Source organism: Rhizobium sp. NZLR1b, assembly GCF_019685155.1.
Classification (GTDB): Bacteria; Pseudomonadota; Alphaproteobacteria; order Rhizobiales; family Rhizobiaceae; genus Rhizobium.
Window position 1 is genome coordinate 198,568 of sequence record NZ_JABDWC010000004.1, and the last position, 15,275, is coordinate 213,842.

20 protein-coding genes are annotated in these 15,275 nt (G+C 62.7%); 13 read left to right on the top strand and 7 right to left on the bottom strand.

Features of this window, described 5'->3' with window-relative positions; translation table 11 throughout:
- Positions 1-9 precede the first annotated feature (9 nt).
- The 7 genes from HJB84_RS07600 to HJB84_RS07630 all read left to right on the top strand — a co-directional run bounded on the left by HJB84_RS07600 (position 10) and on the right by HJB84_RS07630 (position 5,593).
- Positions 10-840 (top strand): transporter substrate-binding domain-containing protein, encoded by an 831-nt coding sequence (locus tag HJB84_RS07600; RefSeq protein WP_207585486.1) that lies wholly within the window; start codon positions 10-12, stop codon positions 838-840.
- A 223-nt stretch (positions 841-1,063) separates the two neighbouring features.
- Complete coding sequence (locus HJB84_RS07605) at positions 1,064-1,513, top strand: type II 3-dehydroquinate dehydratase (protein WP_221115626.1); 450 nt, start codon at positions 1,064-1,066, stop codon at positions 1,511-1,513.
- Positions 1,510-2,178, top strand: coding sequence for an amino acid ABC transporter permease (locus tag HJB84_RS07610; protein ID WP_207585488.1), 669 nt, complete (start codon positions 1,510-1,512; stop codon positions 2,176-2,178). The genes HJB84_RS07605 and HJB84_RS07610 overlap by 4 nt, the downstream gene beginning before the upstream one ends.
- A gap of 10 nt (positions 2,179-2,188) precedes the next feature.
- Complete coding sequence (locus tag HJB84_RS07615; protein ID WP_207585489.1) at positions 2,189-2,830, top strand: amino acid ABC transporter permease; 642 nt, start codon at positions 2,189-2,191, stop codon at positions 2,828-2,830.
- A 55-nt stretch (positions 2,831-2,885) separates the two neighbouring features.
- Entirely contained in the window at positions 2,886-3,650 is a 765-nt protein-coding gene (locus HJB84_RS07620) for an amino acid ABC transporter ATP-binding protein (RefSeq protein WP_311044992.1), read from the top strand.
- Between the two features lie 40 nt (positions 3,651-3,690).
- On the top strand, positions 3,691-4,758 hold the full coding sequence (locus HJB84_RS07625) for a Gfo/Idh/MocA family protein (RefSeq protein WP_207585490.1): 1,068 nt from the start codon (positions 3,691-3,693) through the stop codon (positions 4,756-4,758).
- A 4-nt stretch (positions 4,759-4,762) separates the two neighbouring features.
- Positions 4,763-5,593: a shikimate dehydrogenase gene (locus HJB84_RS07630; RefSeq protein WP_207585491.1), complete on the top strand. Its 831-nt coding sequence runs from the start codon at positions 4,763-4,765 to the stop codon at positions 5,591-5,593.
- A 37-nt stretch (positions 5,594-5,630) separates the two neighbouring features.
- Here the strand turns inward: HJB84_RS07630 and HJB84_RS07635 are convergent, their stop codons facing one another.
- From HJB84_RS07635 to pcaD, 5 genes are all read right to left on the bottom strand, one after another.
- The gene (locus tag HJB84_RS07635; protein ID WP_207585492.1) at positions 5,631-6,677 is read right to left on the bottom strand and encodes a 3-carboxy-cis,cis-muconate cycloisomerase; all 1,047 of its coding nucleotides are present in this window, start codon (positions 6,675-6,677) and stop codon (positions 5,631-5,633) included.
- A 160-nt stretch (positions 6,678-6,837) separates the two neighbouring features.
- Positions 6,838-7,449 carry a protocatechuate 3,4-dioxygenase subunit alpha gene (gene pcaG / locus HJB84_RS07640; protein ID WP_207585493.1) on the bottom strand — a complete coding sequence of 204 codons (612 nt, stop codon included), beginning with the start codon at positions 7,447-7,449 and terminating at the stop codon, positions 6,838-6,840.
- Between the two features lie 2 nt (positions 7,450-7,451).
- The gene (pcaH, locus tag HJB84_RS07645; RefSeq protein WP_207585494.1) at positions 7,452-8,201 is read right to left on the bottom strand and encodes a protocatechuate 3,4-dioxygenase subunit beta; all 750 of its coding nucleotides are present in this window, start codon (positions 8,199-8,201) and stop codon (positions 7,452-7,454) included.
- Positions 8,202-8,210: 9 nt separating this feature from the next.
- Positions 8,211-8,615, bottom strand: a complete 405-nt coding sequence (pcaC, locus tag HJB84_RS07650) for a 4-carboxymuconolactone decarboxylase (RefSeq protein ID WP_207585495.1) — start codon at positions 8,613-8,615, stop codon at positions 8,211-8,213.
- Positions 8,612-9,421, bottom strand: coding sequence for a 3-oxoadipate enol-lactonase (gene pcaD / locus HJB84_RS07655; RefSeq protein ID WP_221115627.1), 810 nt, complete (start codon positions 9,419-9,421; stop codon positions 8,612-8,614). The genes pcaC and pcaD overlap by 4 nt, the downstream gene beginning before the upstream one ends.
- Before the next feature lie 95 nt (positions 9,422-9,516).
- On the opposite strand from pcaD, the gene pcaQ reads away from it, so the two are divergent.
- The 4 genes from pcaQ to HJB84_RS07675 all read left to right on the top strand — a co-directional run bounded on the left by pcaQ (position 9,517) and on the right by HJB84_RS07675 (position 12,428).
- Positions 9,517-10,434 (top strand): pca operon transcription factor PcaQ, encoded by a 918-nt coding sequence (gene pcaQ, locus HJB84_RS07660; protein WP_221115628.1) that lies wholly within the window; start codon positions 9,517-9,519, stop codon positions 10,432-10,434.
- Positions 10,435-10,452: 18 nt separating this feature from the next.
- Entirely contained in the window at positions 10,453-11,142 is a 690-nt protein-coding gene (locus HJB84_RS07665) for an isoprenylcysteine carboxylmethyltransferase family protein (protein ID WP_221115629.1), read from the top strand.
- A 93-nt stretch (positions 11,143-11,235) separates the two neighbouring features.
- Positions 11,236-11,760, top strand: coding sequence for an MbcA/ParS/Xre antitoxin family protein (locus HJB84_RS07670; protein ID WP_207585499.1), 525 nt, complete (start codon positions 11,236-11,238; stop codon positions 11,758-11,760).
- Positions 11,757-12,428 (top strand): RES family NAD+ phosphorylase, encoded by a 672-nt coding sequence (locus HJB84_RS07675; RefSeq protein ID WP_207585500.1) that lies wholly within the window; start codon positions 11,757-11,759, stop codon positions 12,426-12,428. Before HJB84_RS07670 ends, HJB84_RS07675 begins: the two co-directional genes overlap by 4 nt.
- Here the strand turns inward: HJB84_RS07675 and HJB84_RS07680 are convergent.
- Positions 12,425-13,063, bottom strand: a complete 639-nt coding sequence (locus HJB84_RS07680; protein WP_221115630.1) for an alpha/beta family hydrolase — start codon at positions 13,061-13,063, stop codon at positions 12,425-12,427. The genes HJB84_RS07675 and HJB84_RS07680 overlap by 4 nt on opposite strands.
- 70 nt (positions 13,064-13,133) lie before the next feature.
- Between HJB84_RS07680 and HJB84_RS07685 the strand changes: the two genes are divergently transcribed.
- Both HJB84_RS07685 and HJB84_RS07690 read left to right on the top strand, forming a co-directional pair.
- On the top strand, positions 13,134-13,316 hold the full coding sequence (locus HJB84_RS07685; RefSeq protein WP_207585502.1) for a hypothetical protein: 183 nt from the start codon (positions 13,134-13,136) through the stop codon (positions 13,314-13,316).
- Between the two features lie 503 nt (positions 13,317-13,819).
- The gene (locus HJB84_RS07690) at positions 13,820-14,521 is read left to right on the top strand and encodes a DUF899 family protein (protein ID WP_207585503.1); all 702 of its coding nucleotides are present in this window, start codon (positions 13,820-13,822) and stop codon (positions 14,519-14,521) included.
- A gap of 18 nt (positions 14,522-14,539) precedes the next feature.
- On the opposite strand, the gene HJB84_RS07695 is transcribed toward HJB84_RS07690, so the two are convergent.
- A complete protein-coding gene (locus tag HJB84_RS07695; protein ID WP_221115631.1) occupies positions 14,540-15,169 on the bottom strand; it encodes a J domain-containing protein in 630 nt (209 codons plus the stop codon).
- Positions 15,170-15,275 lie beyond the last annotated feature (106 nt).

The following is a 15,275-nucleotide window of genomic DNA, read 5'->3' on the forward strand; positions in this document are numbered from 1 at the left end:
GGAAACATAATGTTCAAGTCTATGCTGACGCGCCGAAACGCCATGCTCGGAGCCGCAGCCTTTGTGGCTGCCGTCACCTTGGCGCAACCGGCCGCCGCGATTACGCCTGATGAAATCAAGGCTCGCGGTAAGATCATCGTCGGAATTCAGGGTGACAACCCGCCTTGGGGTTTTGTGACCAGCGGCGGCAAACAGGACGGCCTCGACGCCGACATCGCGACGCTGTTTGCCAAGGAATTGGGTGTTACCGTCGAGTTCGTGCCGCTTGAAGTCAACAACCGCATTCCGGCCCTCACGGCCGGCCGCGTCGACGTTCTGTTTGCAACCATGGCGATGCTGCCGGATCGCGCAAAGGCCGTGCAGTTCAGCAAGCCCTATGTGGCCAATGCCATCGTTCTGATCGGTCCCAAATCGGCAGAGATCAAGACGAATGCCGACATGGCCAAATTCAGCGTCGGCGTCGCCAAGGGTGCAGCGCAGGACACGCAGGTGACGAAGAACGCGCCTGAGGGCACGACGATCCGGCGCTATGACGGAGACGCTGCGAGCGTCCAATCCCTCGTTTCCGGCCAGGTCGATACGCTGGGCGGCAACATCTTCTATATGGACCGCGTCGAGAAGGCCCGTCCGGGCGAATTCGAAAACAAGCTTGAATTCCAGAAACTCTACAACGGCGCTTGCACGCGTCTCGGCGAGAAGGAAATCAACGCGGCGCTGAACACCTTCATCGACAAGATCAAGGCAAACGGCGAGCTCAAGACCGTCTACGACAAGTGGATGAAGGTCCCGGTCCCGCAATTCCCGGAAACGCTGGAAGGCATTCCGTTTGCGGTGAACTGAGCCAACGCTAAAGGCGGGACGAGGCCCGGGCCTTCCGGCTGATGATAAGGCCCGCTAACCACTCCTCCGTCATGCTCGGGCTCGTCCCGAGCATCTTCGGCGGCAGATCCTCGGCACAAGGTCGAGGATGACGTCCAGAGAGAAGTGAAGTCCTTATTTAGGACGGCGGGCATGCCCTGCCCATCAACGCAACCGCCATGCCCAAGGCCCCGAGGTGCGCGACATGACCAGAACCATCTTTGTGCTCAACGGACCGAACCTGAACCTGCTGGGTGAGCGCGAGCCTGCCATCTACGGGTCGACGACGCTGGCAGATATCAAGGACAAGTGCCTCGCAAAGGCTGGGAGTCTCGGCTTTGCCATCGACTTCCGCCAGACCAATTTCGAGGGCGAGTTGGTCGAAAGCGTGCACCAGGCCCGCAAAGGGGCCTGCGGTATCATCATCAATCCGGCCGGCTATACCTTCACCTCAATCGCGCTTCTCGATGCGCTGAAGATGTTCGATCCGCCGAAGATCGAGCTGCACATCTCGAATGTTCATGCGCGCGAAAGCATCTACCACAATTCGCTGATCTCGCGCGTCGCCACGGCGATCATGATCGGCTTTGGCGCCCGCGGTTATGAGCTCGCGATAGGAGCTATGGCCGACATGGCGGGAGCAGCGAAGGCATGAATTATAAGTTGGATTTCACCCCGGTTATCGATGGGCTGCCAAGTCTGCTGCTCGGCTGTCTCGGGACATTCCTGCTTGCCATTTGTGGAATGCTGCTGGCGATCGTCATCGGAATTGGCGGAGTTGCCCTGCGCGATTCTCCGCTGAAGCCGGTGCGGTGGCTGGTCATCGCCTTCGTCGAGTTGATCCGCAACACGCCGTTCCTGGTCCAGATCTTTTTCATCTACTTCGCGCTTCCGCTCACCGGCATCAGGCTGGATCCAACGCCGACGGCGATCATCGCGCTCGGCATCAATGGTGGCGCCTATGCAATCGAGATCATTCGCGGCGGCGTCCAGTCGATCCCGAAGGGGCAGATGGAAGCCGGCCTGGCGCTTGGCCTGCACAAGGCGCAGGTCTTCCGGCTGATCATCCTCAAGCCGGCGTTGCGGGCGATCTACCCGTCTCTGACCAGCCAGTTCGTGCTGTTGACACTGACCACCAGCATTGCCTCGGCGATCTCGGCCTACGAGCTGACCTCCGTTTCCCAGCGGATCGAATCGGAGAGCTTTCGGAGCTTCGAAGTCTACTTCACCGTCACGGTTTTCTATTTCGTGATTTCCTGGCTGATGATGCGCCTGTTTGCGCTGTTTTCGGCCCGCTACTTCAAATATCCCGTCAAGTAGGAGGAATTCCATGGGTCACGATGAGTTCGTCTTCCTCCTGATCGGCCTGAAATGGACCGTCGTCCTCTCCGCAGTCGGCTTTGTCTGCGGCTGCATTGCCGGGCTCGGTGTCGCTCTCGCCCGCGTCTCGGGCATCCCGCTGTTGGAACGCCTGACCGCCGGCTACATCGCCGTCTTCCAGGGAACGCCGCTTCTGATGCAGCTTTTCGTGACCTATTACGGTCTCGCTCTGGTCGGGCTGATGCTCGATGCCTGGGTGGCCGTCGCCATCGGACTGACGCTTCATGCCAGCGCCTATCTCGGCGAGATCTGGCGCGGATCGATCGAGGCGGTTCCGCGCGGCCAGACGGAAGCGGCGAAGGCTTTGAGCCTTCGTTATATCTCCCGCATGAAGGATGTCATCCTGCCGCAGGCGCTGCGCATCTCGCTGCCTGCCACGGTCGGCTTCCTCGTGCAGTTGATCAAAGGCACCTCTCTTGCCTCGATCGTCGGCTTCACCGAGCTGACCCGCGCCGGCAACATCATCTCCAATCAGATCTTCCAACCGCTGACGGTCTTCGGCGTCGTCGGCATCCTGTACTTCCTGATGTGCTGCCCGTTGACGATTCTCGGGGCGCGTCTCGAGCGAAGGTTCGCCGCCTCCGCGCGCTGATCCGCGTCCCCTGTTCCTCGATGCGGCCCTGCCCGCCAATCCCGGAGTTCTACCGATGACCAGTCCCATTCCCGCCCAGGCCGCAGAAACCATGATCTCCATGGCGCAGGTGGAAAAGTGGTACGGCTCGTTTCAAGCCCTTCACGATATCAACATGACGGTCCGCAGCGGCGAGAGGATCGTCCTGTGCGGGCCTTCCGGCAGCGGCAAGTCGACGCTCATTCGCTGTATCAACCATCTCGAGACCTACCAGAAAGGTGAAATCCGGGTTGGCGGCATCGTTCTGAGTGACCAGGCCAAGACCGTCGATGCGATCCGCCGGGAGGTCGGCATGGTCTTCCAGCAGTTCAATCTGTTTCCGCACCTGACCGTGCTGCAGAACTGCATGCTGGCGCCGATGAAGGCGATCGGCGTCGGCAGGGCGGAAGCCGAGGAACGGGCACGCGGGCTGCTTGAGCGGGTCAAGATCCTGGAGCAGGCCGACAAATACCCGGTCCAGCTCTCAGGCGGCCAGCAGCAGCGCGTCGCCATTGCCCGCGCGCTTTGCATGCGGCCGAAAGTGATGCTGTTCGACGAGCCGACGTCGGCGCTCGACCCGGAGATGGTCAAGGAGGTGCTGGATACGATGATCGCATTGGCCGACGAGGGCATGACGATGATCTGTGTCACCCATGAGATGGGCTTTGCCCGCCAGGTCGCCGACCGGGTGATCTTCATGGCCAGCGGCGCGATCGTCGAGGAAGCCCCGCCCGCCGAATTCTTCACTAACCCGCGGCACGAGCGCACCCGGAAATTTCTCGGAGAAATCCTGCGGAAGTAGGGGGCAGGGCCGATACCTCGCCAAATTCTGGGAGCCGATCATGAAGCCATTGAAGATTGCAGTCATGGGAGCCGGCCTGATCGGCAGACGCCATGCCGAGCGCATCATATCCGAGCCCGGAACGCTTCTCTCCGCCGTGATCGATCCGTCTTCGGCCGGTCACGACTTTGCCCGCAATGCCGGCGCCCGATGGTATGCGAACTTCCGGGATATCAGTGAGGAAGACAGGCCTTACGGCGTCATCGTGGCAACACCGAACCAGCTCCACGTCGAGAACGCTATGGAGATCATCGCCGCTGGCATCCCGGTTCTGGTCGAAAAACCGATCGCCGACGATGTCGATGCCGCCGCGGCGCTGGTTGCGGCCGGCGAGAAGGCCGGGATCCCGATCCTGGTCGGCCATCACCGGCGTTACAACCCGATGATCCAGGCGGCCAAACAAATCGTCGACGGCGGCCGGCTTGGCCGGATCATCGCGGTGCATGGCACCTTCTGGGTCGCCAAGCCCGACGACTATTTCGACATCTCCTGGCGGCGGGAAGCCGGCGCCGGCCCAATCTTCGTCAACCTGATCCATGATGTCGACCTCTTCCGATTTCTGTTCGGCGAGGTCGAAGCCGTGCAGGCGATGGAATCGCACGCCGTGCGCCACCACGCCGTCGAGGATACGGCCGTTGTCTCGTTGCGGTTTGCAAACGGCGTTCTCGCCACGCTTAACGGCAGCGATGCGGTGGCGGCGCCCTGGAGCTGGGAGGCGACCACCGGCGAGAACCCGGCATTTCCACGCTACAGCAGCCATTGTTACCAGATCGGCGGCACCAAGGGTTCGCTCGCAATTCCCGATCTGACGCTTTGGACAGCGACGTCGAAGCCGAATTGGCTGGAGCCGCTTGCCGAGGAGCGCGTACCCTTTGAAGCAGCCGATCCGCTTTGCCGTCAGCTCCGCCATTTTTGCGATGTGATACGTGGCGATGCCGCGCCCCTCGTAAGCGGGCGCGAGGGACTCGCCACCCTCAGGGTCGTCGAAGCGATCAAGAGATCGGCGTGCTCGGGGCAGATGGTCCGCCTCTCTGACGCCGTTGCCTCTGCCGATCCCCAGAAAGTCTAGCCACATGATCACCGGCACGACCAAACTCATCGCTCACCTCGGTTATCCCACCGAGTCGTTCAAGGCGCCTCTGATCTACAATCCGTATTTCGAAAAGACCGGCATCGATGCGGTCGTCGTGCCGATGGGCTGCCGGCCGGAGGACTATCCGGCGTTCCTGAAGCTTGTCTTCCGGCTCTCCAATATCCACGGTGCGCTGATCACGATGCCGCACAAGATTGCGACGATGGCACTGCTCGACGAAGCCTCGACCAACGCCAAAGTCGCGGGCTCGTGTAATGCGGTGCGTCTCGATGCCGATGGCAGGCTGATTGGTGACATGTTCGATGGCGAGGGCTTCGTGCGGGGCGTTCTGCGCAAAGGCAGAAAGGTCGACGGCGCCCATGCGCTCGTCGTCGGCGCCGGCGGCGTCGGCTCGGCGATCGCGGCGTCGCTGGCGCAGGCAGGTGTGGGCCATCTCGCAATCTTCGACGCCAGCGAGACAGCCGCGACCGCGCTGCTCGGCCGGTTGAAGACATATTATCCGCATCTGCACGTCACGACCGGCTCTCTCGATCCGGCAGGGTTCGATATCGTCGTGAACGCGACACCGCTTGGAATGCGGCGGGGTGACCCTCTGCCGATCGATGTCGACCGCATCTCCCCATCGACCTTCGTCGGCGAGGTGGTGCTGAGCAAGGAGATCACCCCGTTGCTGGAGGCAGCACGGGCTCGGGGCTGCGCCTTTCAAGTCGGCACGGATATGCTGTTCGAACAAATCCCCGCCTATCTCGAATTCTTCGAATTCCCAACAACGACGGCCGACAATCTGCGGGCCATAGCCAGGCTCGTTTGATGCTCGTTTCGCCTGAGGTAAAAGATCGCGACGGGCTTTAGACCACCCCAAGCCGCCTGATATTCCCCACTAACTCCCCCGCCAGCCGCAAGCTGGCGGCGGTTGCCATCGCCATTTGCGGCAGCAGCAGCCATTCGAGCGTCCAGGCGGCGCCGGAGCGTTCCTGTTCATGGACGAGGGATTGGTGAATGCCCGACAGCGCCGTGGCGTTGAAGCGGGCAAGCGAGACCAGCACCTCGGCGGCAACGGGGTTCTGTTTGTGGGCCATCGCCGACGAAGTGCCGCCGCCTGATATTTCTATCTCCTGGCCTGACTGGGCGAGCAGGGCGATATCCTGGCCGATTTTGCCGAGGCTGCCCGAGATCGACGCAAACAGGCCGGCAATATCGGCGATCGGCAGACGGCCGCTCTGCCATTGCGTGGTGTCGGTGAGGCCGAGTTCCTGGGCGAGCGAGGCACGGACGGTTGCGGCGTGCGGCCCGAGCTTGTCGAGCGTGCCGGCGGCCCCACCGAGCTGGACGGGAAAACTCTGCTCGGTCAGGCGGTCGCGATAGGTCGTCAGCGGCGCGCGCCACGCAGTGAGACGGTCGGAGACGCTGATCGGGATCGCCGCCTGCATGCGGGTATGACCCATCAGCCGGTTGCGGCCGAACTGGCGATCGAGCCCATCGAGCTCTGCGACGATGGCGGAAAGCCGGCCGGCAAACAGGAAGACGACGGCCTTCAGCCGGATCATCAGACTGGTGTCGATGACATCCTGGCTGGTGGCGCCGAGATGCAGGCTTTTCGCCGCTTCCTCGCCGACGTCGGTGCGCAGCTGCTTGATGAGCTCGGGAACGACGACGCCATCGCGTGCCGTGGCCGCTCGCAAACGGGGCAGGTCGGGAGAAAAGCCGGCGCAGATTTCGGCGATCCGCCTTGCGGCTTCGGCAGGGATGAGGCCATGGGTGGCTTCGGCCCTCGCCAGCGCGGCCTCGAAGGCGAGCATGGCGCGAATGTCGGCCTCGGCGGAGAAGTAGGGCGCGATTTCATCGTCGCCGAGCAGGCCGGAGAGGAAGGGATGGTCGAAGGGCGATGCGGTCATGAATTGCTCGTTTGTGATGGAGGCCCCTCATCCGGCTGCCGCCACCTTCTCCCCGAGGGGAGAAGGGGTTTTGAGGCATTGTCCCGTCTCCTCTCGGGAAAGGGTAAGGTGAGGGGACGCTACTTGCACTAGGCCCTATCGGCAAGTTACTTGCCGGCTCTTAAATATCCAGAAACACCGTTTCCTTCGGACCCTGCAGATGGATGTCGAAATGGCAGGTCGCGCCGTCGCGGATGGCGACCATGGTTGCGACACGCTCGCGATGTTCGATGCGCTGAAGCAGCGGGTCGGCGCCGTTGGCCTCCGTCTCCTCCGGAAAATACACGCGGGTGTGCAGGCCGATATTGATGCCGCGGGCGACGATCCAAACTGTGATGTGCGGCGCCATCTTGCGGCTGTCCTTGAACGGGACGCGGCCCGGCTTGATGGTTTCGAAGCTGTAGACGCCATCCGCGGCGCGGGTCGGGCAGCGGCCCCAGCCGGTGAAATTGGGATCGGCTGTGCCGCGCATTTCCGACGGGCTGTTGTAAAGGCCGGCGCTGTCGGCCTGCCAGATTTCGACGACGGCATCGCGCACCAGCGCGCCGGCGCCGTCGAAGATGCGGCCGGTCACGGTGATGCGTTCGCCGAGCGTCTTGTCGTTGATCATCTCGGTGCCGAGATCGGTATCGTAGACGCCCGCTATGTCGCAGAAATTCGGTGTCAGGCCGATATGGACATAGGGACCTGCCGTCTGCGACGGAGTTTCCTTGAGATAGCCGAGCTGCTGCATGGTCAGTTGCCCTCCAGCCTGTTTTCGAACATCGTCGAGCGGCGGCCGCGCAGCACGATATCGAATTTATAGGCGCGTGAATCCATCGGGATGGTGTTGCCCCAGTCGAGCGGCGCGATCAGCTGCTCGATCGCCGCCTTGTCGGGGATCGTGCCGACGATCGGACATTTCCAGATCATCGGATCGCCTTCGAAATACATCTGGGTGATCAGGCGCTGGGCAAAGCCGTGGCCGAAGATCGAAAAGTGGATATGGGCGGGGCGCCAGTCGTTGACGCCGTTCGGCCAGGGATAGGCGCCGGGGCGGACGGTGCGGAAATGGTAGCGGCCTTCCTCGTCGGTGATCGTGCGGCCGCAGCCGCCGAAATTCGGGTCGATCGCCGCGAGATAGGATTCCTTCTTGTGGCGATAGCGGCCGCCGGCATTGGCCTGCCAGAACTCGACCAGTGCACCGGCAACCGGTTTTGCTCGCTCGTCGAGCACACGACCATGGACGATGATGCGCTCGCCGATGGCGCTTTCACCGGGGCGCGCATAGTTCAGGATCAGGTCGTTGTCGAGATCGCCGATGATCGAATGGCCGAAGACCGGGCCTGTCGTTTCGGAGATCGTGCCGTCGAGCGAGAGCAGCGCACGCTGCGGCGCGCGCAGCACGGATGTTTTATAGCCGGGGGTCAGCGCCGGCGCATGCCAGGCGCGGTCGCGGGCGAAGAAGGCGCCGGTCTCGGGCTTGCGGTTCGGTAATTCGGACATCTCTCCCCCTCAGGCCGCCTTTTCGGCGTCCATCTGTTCAAAGGCCTGCTTGGCAATCTTGATCGCGTGATTGGCGGCGGGAACGCCGGCATAGATCGCCACATGCAGCAGCGCTTCGCAGACATCCTCGCGGGTGGCGCCGGTATTGGCGGTGGCGCGCACATGCATGGCGACCTCGTCATCCTGGCCGAGCGCCGCCAGCAGCGCGATGGTGACGATCGAGCGCTCGCGCTTGGTCAGCCCCGGGCGCGACCAGACATGACCCCAGGCGGCTTCGGTGATCAGTTCCTGGAAGGGCCGGTCGAATTCGGTCGCCGCGGCTGTGGCGCGATCGACATGGGCGTCCCCAAGCACGGCGCGGCGGGTCGCCATGCCCTGCCGGTGGCGCTCCGAGGAGGAGGCGGTTTCGTTCATCGGTTGGTTTCTCCAGGCGGAAGAGATGTCAGGAAGGCGCGGATGATCGCCGTCAGCGCTTCCGGCTGCTCGACGCAGGGAATATGGGCGCAATCGGCGATCACCTCGTATCGGGCGCCTGGGATCAGCTTCGCGGTCGAAAACACGAGATCGGGCGGTGTCGAGCCGTCCTGGTCGCCGACGATACAGATGGTCGGGACAGTGATCTTCTTTGCCGCCTCGGTGAAATCGGCATCGCGGATCGCTTCGCAGGCGGCGATATAACCCTCGACCGGCTGGCGCGTCAGCATGTTGCAGTAACCGGCATAGGCGGTGCGTTCGGGCCGACGGAAGGCTGGCGTGAACCAGCGCTCCATAATGGCGTCGACAATGCTGGCGATGCCGTTTTGCTCGACCGCGGCGATGCGGGCGTTCCAGCTTTCCGAGGTGCCGATCTTATGGGCGGTGTCGCAGAGGATCAGCGCGCGGACCAGATCCGGCCGGCGCTGATAGAGCGACTGGGCGACGAGGCCGCCGACGGAGAGGCCTAAAATAACCGCATCCTTGACGGAAAGCAGATCGAGCAGCCCGGCGAGATCCGTTGCATGATCCTCGATCGAAGCGGGGAGCTGGCCGACATCGGAAAGCCCGTGGCCGCGCTTGTCGTAAAGCACGATGGCGTAGTCGCCGGCAAGCCGCACCACGACGTCGCGCCAGATACGGAAATCCGTTCCGAGCGAATTGACAAAGACGATCACCGGCCGGTCGGCCGGCGCACCGATCACCTGATAATGGATCGTCACGTCGTTGATGCGGGCAAATTGCACGTCACTCTCCTCCTGAATAGTAAAATTGAATGGTTGATCCGGTTAAGTAAAATGATATTTTTCTGCTTTTCAATAACCATGGAGTTATGTGAGCGATGATCGACAGCCGCGTCAAGTTTCGCCATCTGCAGACCTTTGTCGAGGTGGCGCGGCAGAAAAGCGTCATGAAGGCGGCTGAATTGCTGCATGTCAGCCAGCCGGCGGTCACCAAGACGATCCGCGAGCTGGAACAAGCGCTGGGCGTTGCCGTCTTCGAGCGCGATGGCCGCGGCATCAAGATCACCCGTTATGGCGAAGTCTTCCTCCGCCATGCCGGGGCGGCGCTGACGGCGCTGCGCCAGGGTCTCGATTCCGTCGCGCAGGAGCAGTTTGCCGATGCACCGCCGATCCGGATCGGCGCCCTGCCGACGGTGTCGTCGCGCATCATGCCGCGGGCGATGGAACTCTTCCTCAAGGAGAGGACCTGGAGCCGGGTGAAGATCGTCACCGGCGAGAACGCGGTGCTGCTGGAGCAGCTTCGCGTCGGCGATCTCGATGTCGTCGTCGGACGTTTGGCGGGGGCGGAGAAGATGGCGGGCTTTTCCTTCGAACATCTCTACTCCGAGCAGGTGGTGTTTGCCGTGCGCGCCGGCCATCCGCTGCTGAGCGGCCGGCAATCGCCCTTCTCAGGTTTCGGCGATTACACGGTACTGATGCCGACGCGGGGTTCGATTATCCGGCCGGTGGTCGAAAATTTCCTCATCGCCAACGGCGTCTCCAGCCTGCCGAACCAGATCGAGACGGTCTCGGATGCCTTCGGCCGCGCCTTCCTTCGCTCAAGCGATGCGATCTGGATCATTTCCAACGGCGTGGTGGCCGACGATGTCGCCGACGGACGACTGGCGCTTCTGCCGGTCGATACCGGCGAGACCAAGGGGCCGGTCGGGCTGACGATGCGCGCCGATTCCGCGCCGTCCGTGCCGCAATCGATCCTGATGCAGACGATCCGCGAGGCGGCAGGAGAGGTTTCCTGACATAATGGAGGTGGGCCAATGGAGGATCAAAAGAAGAACCTCGGCAGGCGGGCGACGGAAGCGACGGTGAAATTCGTCGCCGTGCTCGCGGTGATGATCTTCGTCGCTGCAGGTTCGCTGTCCTATTGGCAGGGCTGGCTGTTCTTTCTCAATTTTTCCGCCTGGATCGTTGCGACGACAGCCTATTTTCTGAAATATGACCGCGCCTTGCTGGAACAGCGGCTGCATGTCGGGCCGGCTGCGGAGCGGGAGCCGGCACAGAAGCGTATTCAGCTTTTCAACGGCATCGTGCTGATTGCGCTCTTAATCGGCTCGGCACTCGATTATCGGTTCGGCGGGTCGGCCGTTCCGGCGTCGGTTGTGATTTTCGGCAACATCCTGGTCGCAGCCGGCTTTTACGGCTGCTTCCTGGTCCTGCGGCAGAACAACTTCGCCTCGGCGACGGTCGAGATCCGCAGGGATCAGCGGGTCATTTCGAGCGGGCTCTACAGCATCATGCGTCATCCGATGTATGCGGCGGCGCTTGTGCTCTTCGTTGGCATACCGCTGTCGCTCGGCTCGTATTGGGGCTTGCTTGCCATCCCTCCTGCCTTAGGCGGACTCGTCGCGCGGCTGCTGGACGAGGAGAAGCATCTGGTAAGAGACCTGCCGGGTTATGCCGAATACCGCCGCAAGGTCCGCTACCGGCTACTGCCGGGATTATGGTGACGCCCGAACCGGTAGTCGGAATGACAACCTCTTGAAATCTGGTTGATGTACGCCCAGATTTGGACTATGTCTAATTCAAGACAGGAGGCTTCTATGCGGCATGCGCGACGCACCGAGCAACGAGAAGGCCAGGGGCCGCAGCGGCTGGAAACCGACCGCTTTGCCCCTGTAAATCGCAAAAGGCTCAGCGCTCCGGCGCTACGAACCTTTCTGGCGATCGCCGATCTCTGGGGGTTGAGCGAAGAGCAGCGCCTGCTAATGCTTGGTTATCCCTCCCGCTCGACCTACCACAATTGGGCCAAGCAGGCCCGCGAGCACGGCGCTTTCACGCTCGATGTCGATACGCTGACGCGGATCTCCGCCGTGCTCGGCATCCATCAGGCGCTCGGCGTGCTGTTTGCCGACGAACGCGCCGGCATCGCCTGGCTGCGTACGCCGCATCAGGCGCCGGTTTTCGGCGGGCATCGGCCGCTTGAGATCGTCACCAACGGAACCCAGGACGGGTTGATGACCGTACGCCGGTTTCTCGATGGCGCGCGCGGCGGTCTCTATATGCAGCCGAATGTGCTCGACGAGGCATTCACGCCTTACGAAGATACGGACATCGTCTTCCGGTGAGCGATCGTTTTGCCGAGGCGCCGCGTCCGTCCTGCCGGTTGATCCCGTCGCAATTTCCGCCCATCGGGCTTTTTGAGACGGTGGCGCGGGCGGCTGATCTCGACGCGGTGATGGAACTCGTCGGCTGGACCAACGACCGTCTCGTCGCCGACCGCATCCGCAGGCTTCCCGAGGATGAATGGGTCTACGGGACGCCGAACGCCAGTATCGTGATGGCGGCATTCCTGCATGTCGCGCCGGGAGGAATGCGTTTCAACGGCCCGGATCTCGGCGCCTGGTATGCCGCCGACCATCTCCGCACGGCCGCCGCCGAGGTCGGCCATCATCTCCGGCGCGAAACTGTCGCGCGCGGTGTCGCGACGATGGCCCGCACCTATCGAAGCTACGCCGCTACCCTCATTGGCGACTATCTCGACATTCGCGGCGAACAGGCGCTGCGGCCCCATGTCTATGACGGCACGAGTTATGCTGCGTCGCAGGTGTTGGGCGAAGAGGTGCGTTCGAGCGGCGGCGCCGGTATCCTCTATGACAGCGTCCGGCTGAGAGGCGGGGTGAATATCGCCGCGCACCGGCCGCGCAACATCCGCGACGTGGTGCAGGCCGATCACTTCGAAATCACCGTCTCCGCCACCGACCGGAGCATCGATGTCAGGAAGCTGGCACCCTAGACGACGAGGCGCTCGGCCCAGGCCTTGGCCGTCTTCGCCATCGTGGCGAGGTGATCGGCAGCGGAGAAGCCGGAGACTGTCTTGCGCGGCTTGAGGTCGTGGTCGCCGTCTTCGAGCCAGAAGAGCTCGATCCTGCTTGAGAGATCGTAGCCCGGCACCTCGTCGCGTGTGCCGAATTCATCGCGCGTCCCCTGGCAGATCAGCGCGGGCGTCGCCAGCCCCGTGAGATGGCCGGTGCGCAGCTTTTCCGGCTGGCCGGGCGGATGAAAGGGATAGCCGAGGCAAAGCAACCCGGCGATCTTTTGCTGACGATAGAGGTCGTCTGCCACCATGCTGGCAACCCGGCCGCCCATCGACTTGCCGCCGATGATCAGCGGGCCGCTGGTCGCGAGCTCGGCAATGGCCGCCTCATATTCGGGATTGAGCGTTTCGGCGCGCGGCGGCGGCTTGCGGCCTCCGGTGCGGCGGGCGGCCATATAGGCGAATTCGAAACGGGCGACGCGGAAGCCGACGGCGGCCAGCGCCTCTGCCGCGGATGTCATCGATGCGGAATCCATCGGCGCGCCGGCGCCATGCGCCAGAAGGATGGTGAAGCGCGCATCCTGCGGCCCCTGCAGCAGAAATCTGTCCAGCATCGGCAATCCTCCATTCCGTCATCGGAACCATGTCGGCGGCCGTGACTTTGTCCTTAAAAGGAGACAGACAATGTCGACGAATGACGAAAACGTAAAGCCCGAGCAGCGGCGACCCAAGGATGTCGGCGCCGTTCCCGAAAAGCCGGAGCCCGCCGACGCAGAATCGCTGGCGCCACCGACAGTGCAGCCGGCTGGAGCGAGCGATAAAAGCGAACGGCCGGTGGTCAATCCCGTGACCGGAGTGGCCTTCTAACGGCTGACTCTATTGCCGTGCGGGACAGTCCCTTGAAACCCAGGCCCAAAGGGTCCATATACCGCTCCTGCCTGAAAAACGGATGCGTATGGTATCGACGCCGTCGAGCCGTTCGCTGTCCGACAGGATAAGGGCGCTCCCCGCAAGGGTCGAGCGCCCTTTTTGCTTTTCAGACATCGCGCGGACCGAGGCTTTTGTTTCGCTGTGGTGGCGATAGTGAGGACCTGCCACCATACTCTATATAGCACTTCGGAATCCCGAAATTGGTTGCCGGATTGAAATCATTGCGTATTCTTTGCGACGACACCGCGCGAAAACCCCGCGGATTCGGAATCCCGAAGCGGCGAATTTCGGGATTCCGAAGTGGGATTTTTTCCGTCCTGCCGTTTTTTCGCGGCGGCACTGTCGATTTTCGCATCCGCCGTTCGTCATTCTCACGATGTGCTGCAGCACGTCCCTTGCGCGTCCGAAACGATGCGTGGCAACAGAAGGAGGATATCGTCATGGATAATCAGCATCTGGTACCCGCCGCCGTGCTTGCGGCAAAGAACGGCGTCCGGTTTCCCAATGAGAGCGAGGTTTATCGCAGCGCCCGCGATGCGCTGCTGGCCGAAGAGATCGAATTGCGCCGGCACATCGAGCGTGTGGCGGTACAGCGCCGAGCGCTGCCCCCGGGCGGCGAGGTGACGAAGGATTACCGTTTCGAAGGCGCTAACGGGCCGATATCCTTTACCGAACTCTTCGCCGACAAGGACACGCTGATCGTCTACAGCTATATGTTCGGCCCGGAGCGCGAGCGCCCATGCCCGATGTGCACCTCGCTGCTCTCGGCCTGGGACGGCGAGGTGCCTGACATCCAGCAGCGCGCTGCGCTGGCGGTCGTCGCGCTGTCGCCGATCGGCAAGCTGCTTGCCTTCAAGACGGAACGCGGCTGGCACCATCTGCCGCTCTATTCCGACCCGACGGGAGATTACAGCCGCGACTATCACGCCATCGGCAGAGGCGGGGGCGATGACGCCGCCTTCAACGTCTTCACCCGGCGCGACGGCAGCATCCGCCATTTCTGGAGCGGGGAGATGGGCGGGGTGACCGCCGATCCGGGCGAAGATCCGCGCGGCGCGCCCGACCTGATGCCGCTCTGGACCGTGCTCGATTGCACGCCCGAAGGCCGGGCGCCGGACTGGTATCCGAAGCTGTCTTATTAGGGCAGGCGTCCCAGGCCCTCAGCCGGTGGAGCGGTTTCTCGACGCCTCGGCCCATTCGAGGTTGGCGACCGCAGCTTCCGGCAGCGGCGGCGGGTCGATGTCGTAGATATAGCCGGTGAGCATGTCGGCGGCGCGTTCCGTCGCCTTGATCTTCGCCTCGGTTTCCGCCACCGCCTTGGAGATCGCCTCGATGCGGGCGCGGAACATGTGGGCGAGCACATCGCGGCCGGAGTGTTTGCCGAGCCGCTCCAGATGCAGTCCGATGCGCGAGGCATGGCGCTCCAGCTCGCTCTTGCTGAACCGCGCCTTGCGCAGCTCTTCGGAGAGACTGTCCTGCATGACCGCGACGGGATCGAAGCTCCCAGGCGCGCGCTCGTCGAGCACCGCGTCGGTGACCAGCTTCTCGATCATCACAAGCGCCTGCAGCTCGGCGGCATCGGCGAATTCGACGTCGTAGCCGGTATCGTCGTACACTTTGCGGCGGACCGGATCGAGAAGCAGCCCATAGGCTTTCTGCAGATTATCGAAGGCTTGCGAATCACCACCCGAATCGGGGTGGGCGACCTTCGCCAGGCGCCGATAGGCAGCCTTCAGCTGCGCTTCGTTCGCATCGCGTTCAACGCCGAGAATATCGTATGGATCCGTCACGCCTGCTCCCTTGCCACCCAGCACGTCGTGGGCGGTCTAGGTCTTCTTCTGCATCAGAAGGGCGAAGTTTAGACCGAAAGCAGGAAAGACGTCCATGGCCTGAGAT